Source organism: Nocardioides nitrophenolicus (genome assembly GCF_016907515.1).
GTDB lineage: Bacteria > Actinomycetota > Actinomycetes > Propionibacteriales > Nocardioidaceae > Nocardioides > Nocardioides nitrophenolicus.
Window position 1 is genome coordinate 5,306,783 of sequence record NZ_JAFBBY010000001.1, and the last position, 15,677, is coordinate 5,322,459.

At 70.3% G+C, this 15,677-nt stretch carries 6 protein-coding genes; 5 read left to right on the forward strand and 1 reads right to left on the reverse strand.

All coding sequences use genetic code 11. The annotated features are described in order from the left end of the window. Positions 1–74: 74 nt before the first annotated feature. Entirely contained in the window at positions 75–3,284 is a 3,210-nt protein-coding gene (locus JOD66_RS25465) for a M4 family metallopeptidase (protein ID WP_204839572.1), read from the reverse strand. Positions 3,285–3,530: 246 nt separating this feature from the next. On the opposite strand from JOD66_RS25465, the gene JOD66_RS25470 reads away from it, so the two are divergent. The 5 genes from JOD66_RS25470 to JOD66_RS25490 all read left to right on the forward strand — a co-directional run bounded on the left by JOD66_RS25470 (position 3,531) and on the right by JOD66_RS25490 (position 15,642). Continuing rightward, positions 3,531–6,137: an FtsK/SpoIIIE family DNA translocase gene (locus tag JOD66_RS25470; RefSeq protein WP_204839573.1), complete on the forward strand. Its 2,607-nt coding sequence runs from the start codon at positions 3,531–3,533 to the stop codon at positions 6,135–6,137. 5 nt (positions 6,138–6,142) lie between these two features. Further along, positions 6,143–7,726 carry a helix-turn-helix domain-containing protein gene (locus JOD66_RS25475; protein WP_239547118.1) on the forward strand — a complete coding sequence of 528 codons (1,584 nt, stop codon included), beginning with the start codon at positions 6,143–6,145 and terminating at the stop codon, positions 7,724–7,726. 65 nt (positions 7,727–7,791) lie between these two features. Further along, positions 7,792–9,234, forward strand: coding sequence for a 30S ribosomal protein S12 methylthiotransferase RimO (gene rimO / locus JOD66_RS25480; RefSeq protein WP_204839575.1), 1,443 nt, complete (start codon positions 7,792–7,794; stop codon positions 9,232–9,234). Next, a complete protein-coding gene (gene pgsA / locus JOD66_RS25485; protein ID WP_204839576.1) occupies positions 9,231–9,866 on the forward strand; it encodes a CDP-diacylglycerol--glycerol-3-phosphate 3-phosphatidyltransferase in 636 nt (211 codons plus the stop codon). The genes rimO and pgsA overlap by 4 nt, the downstream gene beginning before the upstream one ends. Before the next feature lie 217 nt (positions 9,867–10,083). Beyond that, entirely contained in the window at positions 10,084–15,642 is a 5,559-nt protein-coding gene (locus JOD66_RS25490; RefSeq protein WP_204839577.1) for an ExeM/NucH family extracellular endonuclease, read from the forward strand. Positions 15,643–15,677: the final 35 nt, after the last annotated feature.

A 15,677-nucleotide genomic window follows, 5' to 3' on the forward strand; every position in this document is an offset into this window, starting at 1 on the left:
CCTAACGAGACCGGCGCCCGCCCGGCGGGGGTGACCCGCCGGACGGACGCCGGTCGTGAGGTGGAGCCGGTCGGCTACTGCTTGCCCTTCAGCTTGATCGTGATCTTCTGGGAGAAGGGCGCGACCTTGGCGTCGCCGGGGTAGCTGACGGTCGCCTTGACCTTGCGCTTGCCCTTCTTCCACAGCTTCTTGAGCTGCTTCTTGGCCTTGACCTTCAGCACTCCGTTCACCACGGTCCCGGTGTACTGCTTGCCCTTGATCGTGACCGTCACCGTGCCGGTGGGCACGGTGCCGACGACCTTGATGGTGACCGTGCCCTTCTTGGCCGTGGCGATCGGCACGACGGCAGCGGTCCCGGGCGGGATGGCGGCGGGAGCGGTGCAGATGCTCAGCGCGACGTTGTCGATGTACCAGCCGTCGATGCCGTTGCAGCCGTCCATGCCGAAGTCGAACCGGAACTGGACGGTGTCGCCGGGCTTGGCCAGCTCGGCGAGGTCGATGACCGACGAGCCCCAGGCGCCGGTCGGCTTGCCGCCGTCGGTGCCGGTGAACGCCGCCTCGCCCGCCATGGGGTTGGTGTTGCCCCCGTCGGCGGTCTCGAGCTGGCCGCCCGGCGCGTTGTAGAGCCACGCCCCGTCCGGAACCAGGGCGTACGGTGCTCCGTTCACGCTCACCTTGACGTTGCCGCCGTCGAACTCGACCTCCGAGGCCACGTAGTGGTCGAAGGAGAGCCGGGGCAGCTCGCCGTCGGGGACGGTCAGCGTGGGCGTCGCCATGCTGACCCGCGACGAGTAGTCCTCGTCGTCGTCGTTGCAGCTGCCGTAGTTGCCGTCGTCGCCCTTGTCGTTGAAGTACAGCACCGACGGTCCGCCCTTGTGCTGGGTGCCGCCCTCGGTGACGAGCGGGAGCTTGTTCGTCACGGTCGGGTCGAAGTGGGCGTGCTCGGCGTCGACGTCCTTGGTCCACGTCGCGGGCAGCCCCGACTCGAAGCCCTCGGACCACAGGGTCTTGGTCACGGTCCCGTCACCGCACCCGATGGTGCCCTTCTTGAACATCGGCTTGAAGTTGCACTGCACCGGCTCGACCCGCAGCTCGGTGGCGTCGGCGACGGCCGCGACCGACGCGCAGTCGCTCGCGGTGATCGCCGGCAGCGCGCCGCCGTCGGCCTCGCGGCCGCCGGTGTCACTGACGCCAACGGCGAGCTTCTTCAGCGTGGTCACCCCGGTCAGGGCGGCACAGGACGCCTCCAGGCCGTCGGCCAGCTCGGCGAAGCCGGAGGTCGAGGTCAGGTAGTTCGTCTGGGTGTGCCAGAAGATGTTCGCCGCCTTGTCCAGGCCGATGCCGTCGACCGCGACGCCGTTGTAGGTGCCGCCGTCCACCAGCAGGGCGTAGGTGTGGTTGACCACGCCGGAGTTGGTGTGGACGCCGCCGCTGTCTGCCGTGTCGCAGTAGTACTCCTCGTCGCTCACCTTCGCCGGGTCGCCGTAGCAGTTCGGGTTCCACATGTCGCGGATCGCGCCGCCGAAGGCGGGATCGCCCTCACCGGACAGCCAGCGGTAGGAGTCGATGATCCCGCCGGGGGACTCGGCCTTGCTGACGCTGATCGTCACCGGCTCGTCGACCGACTTGATCGCGGTGCCGGAGTCGCCGTCGACCTGAGCGGCCGGGAGGGTGAACGTGGCACCCGGCATGTCCCATGGGTCGTACGCCGGATCGCCGCCGACGATGATGCCCACGGCGCCCGCGTCGACCGCGTTGGCGTCGAGGCCCTCGTAGTACTCCGCGAGGCTTCCGGCACCGCAGCCGGTGGTGAGATTCTCGTCGACGAAGACCCAATTGCCCTCGATGTCGTCGGCGTTGGTGAACGGCGAGCAGCCATCGGTCGGCAGGTCGTCGTTCGGCAGGTCGGACGCGTCCTTGCCCACCACGAGCGTCACCGAGGTCGGCGTCGCTGGGAAGTCCGGACCGCCGGAGGCCTTGACGGCGACGCAGTCGCCGGCGATCTCCGCGGGCGCCACGATCGAGATCGCGATGCCGAGGCTGTACTTCGAGCAGTCACCGACCGCGCGCGGCACGTCCGGGATCTCGTTGTAGCGCTCGTTGAGCATGTCGACCGTCTCGCCCCAGATGTCCGAGTAGGCCTCGTTCATCGCACCGGGCTGCCACTGGTAGAGCAGGCCGGAGGTGTACTCGGTGTAGGCGTGCCCCCACTCGTGGGCCACGGTGTCGTCGGAGGAGACGCCCGAGCAGTAGTTGGTCGAGATGCCGTTCCAGTTCGCGTTGGGGCACTGGATGGACGGGTCGTTGTTGACCGTCACCATCGTCGAGCCCTCGTCGTCGTAGGAGTCGCGGCCGAAGGAGTTCTTGAAGAACCAGTAGGCCTCGCCGGTGCCCTGCACCTCGTTCTGCTGGTCCTCGTCGAGTTCGCCACCAGCGCGGCTGACCGGCCAGTCGTCTCCCTCGAGCCACACGGTCTCGCGAGGTTCGTCGCCGTCGTACGCCTCGATCAGCTCGCGGTCGAGGTCGTGGGCGATCATGGAGTACCGATTCACCGGCTTGCCCGTGGCCGCGTCCAGGACGACGGTCTCCCGCACCTGCTTGCCGTCGGTGACCTCGATGACCCAGGCGAGGAGGTTGCGGCCCTCGACGCCCTGGATGGCGCCCATCCGGTAGATGGAGAGATCGGCCTTCGACACGGTGAGGTCGCCGCTGACCTTGGCCGCGTCACGTCCGCCGGCGGGAGCGGCCTTGACCAGCTTCTTGGCCTTCGCGACCGCGGCCGCCTCGTCCCACGCCGGTGTGGTCGCGACGTCGATGCCCGGCGCGACGTAGCCGCCCACCGAGGTCAGGTCGCCCTGACGGTCGACGTGGGCGCGGAGCTTGCTGGCGAAGACCGGCAGCCCCTGGTAGGTCTGGGTGAAGTCGACGGTGTAGCCGGCCGGCGACTCGCTGACGGTCCCCGAGCTCAGCTCGACGCCCGCCCCGCCGAAGGCACGCCCGTACTTGGTGACGTAGGCGGTGGCCTTCTCCGCCGCTCCGGTCGCTGACTTGACCGCCCGATGGGACGGGAACAGGTCGTCGGTCGCGCGGATGAAGCTGGTGCGCTCGGTGGCCGGCGAGTTGGTGACGGTGACCTTGCCGGCCGCTTCGTCACGCATCTGCTGGACGACCGACGGATCAGGGGGCGTCGCCACGGTCGGCGTCGACGGGATGACCACGAGGGCGGCCCCGACGAGCGAGAGTCCGACGCCCTTCCGCAGGGCGTCTGGAAGGTTGAGTCTCACGAATGTTCTCCTCGAGATAGAACGTGCCGTCGAGCGGCCTAGGGGATAGCCGCTCCTCCCGCACACGTTCTCGGCACCCTAGGGGCAGGAATGCGGGCGGTCCAGAGGTTCGGAGCAAACTCTGCGCCGACCCGCCGATCGGGCCGCAGGAAGTTCGGGGGCGATGCCCGGGGAGTCGCCGGGCCGCGGAGACACACCCCTCTGTGGTCCCTGTGACTGGAGTGACGATCGCCTAGGTTTGGTGTCATGGCGACCCGTACGTCTTCCCCGCCGGCGTCGCGCAGCAGGACCAGCTCTTCCTCCCGCTCGGGCGTGAAGAAGACAGCCAGCTCGCGTACCCGGAGTACGACCACCAAGAAGCGACCGCCGGCGAAGAAGTCGGCGGCGAAGCGGCCTGCCCCGCGCGCGGTGCGCAGTGGGCCCGGGCCGGTGCTGCGCGCGTTCACCGCGCTCGGCAGGGGAGTGGTCGCCCTCTGGCTCGCCTTCGCCCACGGGATCGGGGCGGTCACCCGCGGCGTGGGCCACGGTGCGCGCGACATCGACCCCGAGCAGCGTCGTGACGGCCTCGGGCTACTGCTCGTCGCCGTCGCCCTGGTCATCACCGGCGCGGTCTGGTTCGAGGTGCCCGGTGGCGTCATGGACTTCACCCGGGCGGCCGTGTCCGGGTCGGTCGGCAAGGTCGGCTGGCTGGTGCCGCTGCTCGTGCTCGCCGCCGGCTGGCGGATCATGCGCGACCCGGTCGGCAACGGCCCCGCCGGCCGTCAGGTGATCGGCTGGACCGCGCTGTCCTTCGGCCTGCTCGGCATCGTCCACATCGCCAACGGCAGCCCCGAGCCGGTGCAGGGCGACACCATGCCGCTGCGCGACGGCGGCGGCGCCGTCGGGTACGTCGTCTCGGCCCTGCTGCTCGACCTGCTCCGCTCGCCGGCGGTCGTCGTACCGCTGCTGGCGCTGCTCGCCGTGTTCGGCCTGCTCGTGATCACCGCGACCCCGCTCTACCGGGTCCCGGACCGGCTGCGCGAGATCGGCGACCTGCTGCTCGGGCGCCACCACGAGGAGGACGCCGGGCCGCTCAGCATCGACGACACCTTCGAGCGGATGGGCGACCCGGCGTACGACTCGCCGGTGCTCGCCGAGCCGAAGAAGCGGCGGCGCAAGAAGGACGAGGAGCCGAGCCCGGCCGAGGAGTCGATGGAGCTGCTCGAGCCCATCGACGTGCCACTGGCCGAGGACGAGCCGGTCGACCCCGAGGCCGGCTCCAACGCGCTCATCGCCCGCCGCCTGGCGCAGGCCGCCACGACGGCCGACGACGAGACCGGCGAGCTCGAGCCGCCGCCGCACGCCGACCTGCCGCAGCGCGTCGAGCAGCTCGCGCTGTCCGGCGACATCGTCTACACGCTCCCGGACGCCAGCGCGCTCAAGCCCGGCGACCCGCACCGGGCCCGGTCCAAGGCCAGCGACGACGTCGTCAGCCGGCTGCAGGGCGTCCTCGACGAGTTCAACGTCGACGCCCAGGTCACCGGCTACACCCGCGGCCCGACGGTCACCCGCTACGAGATCGAGCTCGGCACCGGCGTCAAGGTCGAGAAGATCCTCGGCGTCCAGCGCAACATCTCCTACGCCGTCGGCTCGGAGGACGTGCGGATCCTCAGCCCGATCCCCGGCAAGTCCGCGGTCGGCGTCGAGATCCCCAACACCGACAAGGAGATCGTCTCCCTGGGCGACGTGCTCCGGTCCAACGTCGCGCGCACCGACCACCACCCGCTGGTGGCCGGTCTGGGCAAGGACGTCGAGGGCGGCTTCGTCGTGGCGAACCTCGCGAAGATGCCGCACCTGCTGGTCGCCGGTGCCACCGGCTCCGGAAAGTCGTCCTTCATCAACTCGATGATCACCTCGGTGCTGATGCGCTCGACCCCCGACGAGGTGCGGATGATCATGGTCGACCCCAAGCGGGTCGAGCTCAACGCCTACGAGGGCGTCCCGCACCTGATCACGCCGATCATCACCAACCCGAAGAAGGCCGCCGAGGCGCTCGAGTGGGTCTGTCGCGAGATGGACATGCGGTACGACGACCTGGCCAACTTCGGCTTCCGCCACATCAACGACTTCAACAAGGCCGTCCGCGAGGGCAAGGTCGAGGTGCCGCCGGGCAGCGAGCGCACGTTGACGCCGTACCCGTACCTGCTGGTGATCGTCGACGAGCTCGCCGACCTGATGATGGTCGCCCCGCGCGACGTGGAGAGCTCGATCGTCCGGATCACCCAGCTCGCCCGGGCCGCCGGCATCCACCTGGTGCTCGCCACGCAGCGCCCGTCCGTCGACGTGGTGACCGGCCTGATCAAGGCCAACGTCCCGTCGCGGCTGGCGTTCGCGACGTCCAGCCTCGCCGACAGCCGGGTCATCCTCGACACCCCCGGCGCGGAGAAGCTGGTCGGCCAGGGTGACGGCCTGTTCCTGCCGATGGGCGCCTCCAAGCCGATCCGCGTGCAGGGCTCCTGGGTCAGCGAGCCCGAGATCCAGCAGGTCGTCAAGCACTGCAAGGGCCAGCTCGAGCCCAGCTACCGCGACGACGTCACCGCGCCGGCGGCGTCCAACAAGGTCCTCGACGACGACATCGGCGACGACATGGACCTGGTCGTCCAGGCGATCGAGCTGGTGGTCTCCACCCAGTTCGGCTCCACCTCGATGCTCCAGCGCAAGCTGCGCGTCGGCTTCGCCAAGGCCGGCCGGCTGATGGACATCCTGGAGAGCCGGGGCGTGGTCGGGCCGAGCGAGGGCTCGAAGGCCCGCGACGTGCTGGTCAAGCCCGACGAGATCGATGCCGTGATCATGACCATCCAGGGGGAGGCGTGAGCGAGATGACCGAGACCAGCCCGCGGATCGAGGTCCGCCGCAATGTCGCGCTGTCGGCCACCGTCGGCGGGTTCTCGGCCCTGCTGACGGTCGCCTTCGCCGTGCGCGCCTTCGGTGGCGGCACCACCTTGGACTGGCTGGCCTTCGGCGTGCTGGCCCTGGTCACCCTGGCCCACCTCGCGGCCCTCGTCGACGGCCGCGCGCCGCTGCTCGTCGCCGACGACCACGGCGTGCGCCTGCGCCAGGGGGCCGACTGGCGGGGCATCGCGTGGCCCGAGATCGACTGCCTCGAGCACCTCCCGCGCCGCGGCCTGGTTCGCGACGGACACATCCTCGTCGACGGCTACGACGACCAGCAGCTCGTCGTACCGCTGACCCTGGCGACGCGGGTGGTCGGCGTCGACAGCGGCTCGCTGAGCGACGCGCTCGCCGACCTCGCCGACGGCCGCGCCGACGTGGTGGAGGTGGTGCCGGGCATGAGCGACGACGGCACCTCGCCCCGCGCCGAGTCGGTGCCCCAGCTGAGCGACCTGTACGCCGACGAGGTGGCCGTCCCCGAGCAGCGGCGCGGCATCGCGGCCCGGGTGGCCGCCGGGCTGAGCGGACGGCAGGCGGACCTCGAGGACGTCCAGGAGGCGGACTACGAGGACACCGGCGAGGTGATCCTCGCCGCCGACACCGAGTCGACCGACGAGATCGCCGCCGTCCCCGCCGAGGACGAGGAGCCGCCCGCGCCCGAGCGCCCGACGGTGCTCGCCGCCCGGGTCGAGCTGGACCGTCCGGTCCTGGTCCGGGCGCCGGTGGCCGAGGCGCCGCTCGCCGCCGACGAGGCCGGTGACGTCACCGTCGTCCTCGACGACCTGGCCGTGCGGCCCGCCGCCCAGCCGGTGATCGGGCCGGAGCTGACCGCCGCGCGCGACCGGTTGCGGCTCACCATCGACCAGCTCTCCGAGCGCACCCGGATCCGTCCCCACGTCATCGAGGCGATCGAGGTCGACGACTTCGCCCCGTGCGGCGGCGACTTCTATGCCCGGGGCCACCTGCGCACCCTGGCGCGGGTCCTCGGCATCGACGCCGGCCCGCTCGTGGCGACGTACGACGAGACCTACGCCGACGCGCCGGTCGACCCGCGCCGGGTGTTCGAGGCCGAGCTCGCGACCGGTGCCGGCGGCTCGATCCGCAGCACCCGGGGCGGGCGCAACTGGTCGGTGCTGATCGCCGCGGTGATGGGTGCGGTGTTGATCTGGTCGGTGGCGAAGCTGGTGATGGGCGGCCCCGCTCCGATCGGCGACACCCCCGTCCTGAACCAGAGCGGCGGCATCTCCAAGGCCGCCGCCGCCAAGGGCGACCCGATCAAGCTGACCCTGGTCGCGGCCGGCGGGGGAGCCCAGCTGGTCATCCGGGACGCCGCCGGCGAGCGGGTCTTCGACGGGAACCTGGCCTTCGGCCAGACCTCCGAGCTGAAGGTCGTGCCGCCGGTCCGGATCTGGAGCTCCGACGGCTCGGTGACCTACGCCATCGGCGACGCCAAGCCGCAGGCGCTGGGCGACACCGGCGCGGAGGCCTCCAAGACCCTCGTGGCGCCCTGAACAGCCCTGATCACACGAGCGAGGAATGCCGGCGGGCCACCGTCCGCCGGTAGCCTGGGCCGGACATGACGAGCACACCCACGAACCCCGTCTCGGTCGCGCTGCTCACCCTCGGGTGCGCGCGCAACGACGTCGACTCCGAAGAGCTGGCCGGCCGCCTCGCCGCGGACGGCTTCACGCTCGTCGACGACCCGGAGGACGCCGACACCGTCGTGGTCAACACCTGCGGCTTCGTCGACGCGGCCAAGAAGGACTCGATCGACACCCTGCTCGCCGCCGCCGACCTCAAGGAGTCGGGCAGGCCCCAGGCGGTCGTCGCGGTGGGCTGCCTGGCGGAGCGCTACGGCGAGGAGCTCGCCGACTCGCTGCCCGAGGCCGACGCCGTGCTGGGCTTCGACGACTACCAGGACATCTCCGGGCGGCTGCGCTCGATCCTGGCGGGGGAGCGGCCGCACCCCCACACCCCGCGCGACCGGCGGCTGCTGCTGCCGATCAGCCCCGCGGAGCGCCAGGCCGTCGTCGAGACGCCGGCCGCCGAGGTCGACATCGCGATCCCCGGCCGGTCCGCGATCCGGCGCCGACTCGACGGTGGGCCGATGGCCCCGCTCAAGCTGGCCAGCGGCTGCGACCGGCGCTGCACCTTCTGCGCGATCCCCATGTTCCGCGGCTCGTTCGTCAGCCGCCGGCCCTCCGACGTGCTGCAGGACGCCCAGTGGCTCGCCCAGCAGGGCGTCAAGGAGCTCTTCCTCGTCTCCGAGAACTCCACCTCCTACGGCAAGGACCTCGGTGACCTCGGCCTGCTCGAGACGCTGCTGCCCGAGCTGGTCGCGGTCGACGGGATCGAGCGGGTCCGGGTGTCCTACCTGCAGCCCGCCGAGACCCGGCCCGGACTGATCCGCGCCATCGCGACCACGCCCGGCGTCGCGCCCTACTTCGACCTGTCCTTCCAGCACGCCAGCGCCAGCGTGCTGCGCCGGATGCGCCGCTTCGGCGACCCCGACAGCTTCCTCGGCCTGCTCGACCAGGTCCGCGGCCACGCGCCCGAGGCCGGGGTCCGCTCCAATGTCATCGTCGGCTTCCCCGGCGAGACCGAGGAGGAGTTCCAGACCCTGTGCGACTTCCTGGTCGCCGCGCGGATGGACGTCACCGGGGTCTTCGGCTACTCCGACGAGGACGGCACCGAGGCCGAGCGGCTCGGCGGCAAGCTCGACGCCGACGAGATCAACGCACGCGTGCAGCACCTCGACGACCTGGTCTCCGAGCTCACCGCACAGCGCGCCGAGGAGCGGATCGGCAGCACCGTCGAGGTGCTGGTCGAGGAGCTCGACCCCGACGGCACCGGCGACGGCACGGTCGAGGGCCGCGCCGCCGAGCAGGGACCCGAGGTCGACGGCACCACCCGGGTGCTCGGCGTACCCGAGGCGCGGGTGGGCGACATCGTCCGGGCCGTCGTCGTCGACTCCGACGGCGTCGACCTGATCGCCGAACCGGCAGGAGGACAGCCATGAGCGAGACGAGCACCGGCCAGGCCGCGACCAAGCCGAGCAACTGGAACCTCCCCAACGCGCTGACGACCCTGCGGATCGTGCTGGTGCCGTTCTACGGCTGGGCGCTGCTCTACGACGGCGGCGACTCGATCACCTGGCGCACCGTCGCCTGGGCGATCTTCTTCGTCGCCATGGTCACCGACAAGATCGACGGCGACATCGCCCGGGCCCGCAACCTGGTCACCGACTTCGGCAAGATCGCCGACCCCATCGCCGACAAGGCGATCACCGGCATGGCGTTCATCGGGCTGTCGATCATCATGGACACCTGGTGGATGTGGACGATCACCGTCGTCGTCCTGGTCCGCGAATGGGCGGTCACCCTGCTGCGGCTCTCGGTGCTCAAGTCGGTCGTCATCGCCGCCGCCCGCAGCGGCAAGTGGAAGACCGCGGCCCAGGCCCTCGCCCTCGGCTTCCTCACCCTGCCCCTGCTCGAGGTCGACGGCTGGCTCGACGTACCCGGCGAGATCACCTACGGCTTCGCGATCGTCCTGCTCCTCGTCGCCTTCGTGCTGACCCTGTGGTCCGGCTACGAGTTCTTCCGCGACGTGTGGAAGCAGCGTGCCTCGCTCCGCACTCCCACCGCCGACTGAGCCTCCACACTGAGATCGTGCGGTCCGGCGTACCGCAAGGGCAACATCTGACGGCTGGGCGTCGCCTTTTCGTCACTTGATTTTCCTCAACCCCTTGCCACCGCGACCGAGGCGCGGCCTAGGTTAAGGACCCTTCCCCCCGTTCTCTCGCGGCACTTCTCTCGGGCGCGCGCGATCGGTTGTCCCGTGCCGTTGTTGACGACCCCGGAAGAAGTTCATGCGTTCAGCGAAGCAGTTCCTTTTCGGCTCCCTCGGTGCGGCGCTCGCGCTCTCGGGGTTCGCCGTGGCCGCCGCCCCCTCCCCGGCGAGGGCCGACGTCGGCACGGCGATCGCGTCGTTCCCCTACAACCAGACGTGGTCGGATCCGGGCCTCATCACGGCCGCGAACGACTGGTCGGGCGTGGTCGGCGTGACGGGTTATCGAGGCGACGACCTGACGACCGCCGTCGGCACCGACCCGCGCACGATCGTGGCGGACGGCAGCGGGACGCCCGTGAACGTGATCGCCAACAACACCGGGTCGCTCAACTCCAACTCCAGCGGCGGCATCATCGAGTCGGAGGCCAACGGCGCGATCGCAATGCAGGGCAGCGGCACCGCCGATGCGCCCCACGTGGTGTTCCACCTCGACACCACGGGCGTCGGGGCGCCGACGTTCGCCTTCAACGCAAAAGACCTCGACGGCAGTGGGGACAACACCAACCAGCAGGTGGCAGTCCAGTACCGGGTAGGCACCACGGGGGACTACACCAACCTCGCCAACGGATACGTCGCCGACGCGACGACCGGTCCCAACGAGGCGACCGCGGTCACTCCCGTGAGCGTGACACTGCCGGCCGCTGCCGCCGGCTCCGCGCAGGTCTACATCCGCGTGATGACGACGAATGCCGCCGGCAACGACGAGTGGGTCGGCATCGACGACATCAGCATCACGGTCGGTGGCGTGGTCGAGCCCGACCCCCTCGACGCCGGGACCGCCAACGACATCACCACCACCGTCGACGCCCAGGTGAGCGCCACCCTCACCGCGTCCGGCGGCGAGGAGCCGTACTCCTGGTCCGCGACCGGCCTGCCGGCGGGCGTGACCCTGTCGACCTCCGGCGTGCTGTCCGGCTCCCCGACGACCGAGGGCAGCTACTCGGTGACCGCGACGGTCACCGACGACTCGACCCCGCAGCAGTCCGACCAGGTCACCTTCACGATCACGGTCGGCCCGGCTCCGTCGACGCTGTCGATCGCCACCATCCAGGGCAACGGCGATCGCTCGCCGTACGCACCGCCGACCGGCACCGGCCAGGGGACCGACGCGGTCACCACGACCGGCGTGGTCACCGGCATCTACAAGGACCCGGCGTTCGCCAACAGCGGGTTCGACGGCTTCACCATCCAGACCGGCGGCACCGGCCCCGGAAACAAGACCGCGGGCGCCTCCGACGGCATCTTCGTCTACTACGGCAGCAACGCGGTCCCTGACATCGCGGTCGGCGACTCGGTCCGGGTCACCGGCAAGGTCAGCGAGTTCTTCGGCCTCACCGAGATCAACGTGACCGGCACCGGCGTGACCAAGCTCGGTACGCCGCTGCCGGCCGTCAGCCCGCTCGTCACCGGGTTCCCGACGACCGACGCGGAGCGCGAGCCGCTGGAGAGCATGCTGATCCAGCCCAGCGGCGACTACACGGTGACCAACGCGTACGCCACCAACCAGTACGCCGAGGTCGGCCTCGCGTCCGGCGACCACCCGCTCAAGCAGCCGACCGAGTTCGCCGACGCCGGCGACGACGCGGCGCTGCAGGCGATCCGCGACGAGAACGCCGAGCGCGCCGTCACCCTCGACGACGGCACCGGCGTCAACTACCTCGGCAACCAGACCACCAAGGGCCAGCCGGTGCCGTGGCTGACCCAGGGCGCCGGTGCCAACCCGGCGCCGCCGCGGGTGGGCGCGGGCGTGACCTTCCACGCCCCCGTCGTGCTCGACTACCGCAACAACATCTGGAAGCTGCAGCCGCAGCTGCCGGTGACCACCGACGGGGCCGCGGTCGCGACCTTCGAGGACACCCGGGCGGGCAACCAGTTCCCGCAGAACGTCGGCGGTGACCTGAAGATCGCCACCTTCAACGTCCTCAACTACTTCAACACCACCGGTGTGGCGTACGCCGCCGCCGGACCGCTGCAGAACCCGCCGCAGGACACCTTCTGCACCTACTACACCGACCGGGCGAGCAACCGGATCGGCAACAACTCCTGCGGCGTGCGCCTCCTCGACGACCCGGACACCCCGGCCAACGAGGCGACCACCAACGACGGGCGCGGCCCCCGTGGTGCAGCCACTGCCGAGAGCCTGGCCCGCCAGGAGGCGAAGCTGGTCCACACCATCAACGCCCTGGGCGCCGACATCATCGGCCTGGAGGAGATCGAGAACTCGATCAAGCTCCCCGGTGAGTTCAACCGTGACGACGCGGTCGGCCGCCTGGTCCAGATCCTCAACGCCGCCGCCAACGACACCGTCTGGGCCTACGTGAAGAGCCCCGGCGAGGCGCTGACCGCGGCGGCGATCGCCGAGCAGGACACGATCCGGCCGGCCTTCATCTACAAGGTGGCCGACGTCGAGCCGGTCGGCAGCTCCGACATCCTCTTCGGCACCGACCAGTTCGCCAACGCCCGCGAGCCGCTGGCCCAGGTGTTCAAGGCGAAGGGCGCCCCCGACAGCGACGGCTTCGCGGTGATCGTCAACCACTTCAAGTCCAAGGGCGACAGCTGCACGGACGCCGAGCGCGAGACCGTGCCGTTGAAGTGCGCCGCGGGCGACAACGCCCAGGACGGCGAGGTGGGCGCGTTCAACGGCGACCGGGTCCGCCAGGCACAGCGCCTGGTGGAGTTCGCCAACGACTTCGCGGCCGAGCGCGACGTCGAGCCGATCTTCCTCGCCGGTGACTTCAACTCCTACACCATGGAGGACCCGATCGGCGTCCTCACCAGCCCGGAGGCCGGCTTCTCGCTCGTCGAGTCCGACCAGGAGAGCGACGAGAGCTACTCGTACGACGGCCTGTCCGGCTCGCTCGACCACGTGCTCGCCAACCCCGCCGCGCTGGACATGGTGACCGGTGCCGACATCTGGGAGATCAACGCCAACGAGGCGGCGTCCTTCCAGTACAGCCGCTACAACTACAACGTCACCGACTTCTGGCTGCCCAACCAGCCGTGGGCGACCTCGGACCACAACCCCGAGATCGTCGGCATCGACGTGCCGGACTTCACCCCGACCTCCTACCAGGAGATCCAGGTGATCGGCACCAACGACTTCCACGGGCGGCTGCTGCCCGACGGCGGCAACGCCGCCGGTGCGGCGCCGTTCGCGACGGCGGTCAAGGAGCTGCGCGACGAGAACCCGAACACGGTCTTCGTGGCCGCGGGCGACCTGGTCGGCGCCTCGACGTTCGAGTCGTTCATCCAGGACGACGAGCCCACCATCGACGCGCTCAACGCGATGGGGCTCGAGGTCTCCGCGGCCGGAAACCACGAGTTCGACCGTGGGTACGCCGATCTCGAAGGCCGGATCCGGGACCGGGCCGACTGGGAGTACATCGCGGCCAACCTCGACTATCCCGCGGGCACCCCCGAGGCGGACAAGCTCGCCGAGTCGTGGACCAAGACCATCGATGGCGTCAAGGTCGGCTTCGTCGGGGCGGTCACCGAGGACCTGCCCGGGCTGGTGAACCCGGCCGGTCTTGGCGGGATCACGGTCGATGACGTCGTCGACTCGGTCAACGCCGAGGCGGAGCGCCTGGTGACCGAGGAGTCCACGGACCTGGTGATCCTGCTGGTCCACGAGGGGGCGCCGACGACCGATTGCGGATCGAGCAGCTTCACGGACCCGGCGACAGTGTGGGGCAACATCGTCCAGAACACCTCGTCCGACGTGGATGCGATCATCTCCGGCCACACGCACCTCGCCTACAACTGCCGCTACTCCGTCCAGGACTGGGTCGACGGTGGCCGTGCGGTCACCAAGCGTCCGGTCGTCTCGGCCGGCCAGTACGGCACCAACCTCAACCAGCTCGTGTTCAAGTACGACGAGAACACCGGCGACCTGGTGGCGGTCAGCCAAGACGTGGTCGCCACGGCTGGTGTCGGCTACGCCGCCGACCCGACCGTGCAGGCGATCGTCGACGACGCGGTGGACTTCGCTGACGAGAAGGGCAGCGACATCCTCGGCCAGATGACCGGCCCCTTCCAGCGGGCGACGTACACCTCGTCGGCCGGTGCCACGGAGAACCGGGGTGGCGAGTCCACGCTGTCCAACCAGGTCGCGGAGGTGCAGCGCTGGGCGACCGACGAGGCCGGCATCGACACCGACATCGCGTTCATGAACCCGGGCGGGCTCCGGGCGGACATGGACGGCACAGTCAACGGCTCGGTCAACGACCTGACCTACCGCCAGGCCGCCGATGTGCAGCCGTTCGCCAACACGCTGGTCAACATGAAGCTGACCGGCGCCCAGCTCGAGCAGGTGCTCGAGGAGCAGTGGCAGCGCAACGCCCAGGGCGGTGTGCCGTCGCGTCCGTTCCTGCGGCTCGGTGTGTCGAAGGGCTTCACCTACACCTACGTGGAGACCCCTGTCACCGTCTCGGCACCGAACTCGGCTCCGGTCAACACCTTCCGGGGCGAGGTCACCGGGATGTGGCTCAACGGGGAGCCGGTCGACGCTGCACGCGTCTACTCGGTGACGGTGAACTCCTTCCTCGGTGGGGGCGGTGACAACTTCTGGGAGTTCGCGGACGGCGCCGACAAGGTCGACACCGGCCAGATCGACCTCCAGGCGATGGTCGACTACATGAAGCAGTACGCGGCGACCCCGCTTCCGGTCGACTACAGCCAGCGTGGGGTCGCGGTCACGCTTCCCACGGGTGCGCCGACCACCTACGGGCCCGGCGACACGGTCGCCTTCCAGGTCGGCTCCTGGGCGATGTCTGCCGCCGGTGACAAGCAGGACACCGAGCTGCAGGTCAAGCTCGGCGACACGGACCTCGGCTCGTTCCAGGTCGACAACACCATCGGCAACCAGCCCTACGACCGGTACGGCACTGCATCGGTCTCGGTGACGCTGCCGGAGGGCGTCGTCAACGGCGCCCGCGAGCTGACCCTGGTCGGCCCGGTGACCGGGACGTCGGTTCCGGTCGTCATCCAGGTCGAGGGCGGCGTCGACCCGGTGGATCCGCCGATGGAGAACCAGGCCGCTCCGTCGGTGTCGGGCGTGGCCCGCGTCGGCCAGACGCTCACGGCGAACGCCGGCACGTGGAATCCGCAGCCCGACTCGGTGACCTATCAGTGGTACGCCGACGGCGCCCCGATCGCCGGAGCGACCGCTCGCACGCTGCTCCTGACAGGCAGCCAGGTCGGCGCCCGGATCGCGGTCGGAGTCACGGCTCACGCGGCCGGTCACCTCGACGCGACCGTGACGTCGGCCCAGGTCGGCCCGGTCGTCAAGGGCTCGGCCGCGGTCTCGGTCAAGGTCAAGCCGAAGAAGGTCAAGGTCCGCAAGACCAGGGCGAAGGTGGTCGTCACCGTCATGACGCCGGACGGTGTCCCTGTGACCGGCACCGTCACGGTCAAGACCAAGGGCCAGAAGGCGAAGACGGTGACGCTCGTGGACGGCAAGGCGAAGGTCCGCCTGAAGGCATTCACCTCGACCGGTGCGAACCCGGTCAAGGTCACCTACTCCGGCAGCCCGCTGCTGTCGCCCGCCAGCGCCGTGACGAAGGTGCGGGTGGTGCGCTGAGCGCGGCCACCTGACGGCTCGCCTATCCGTCACGA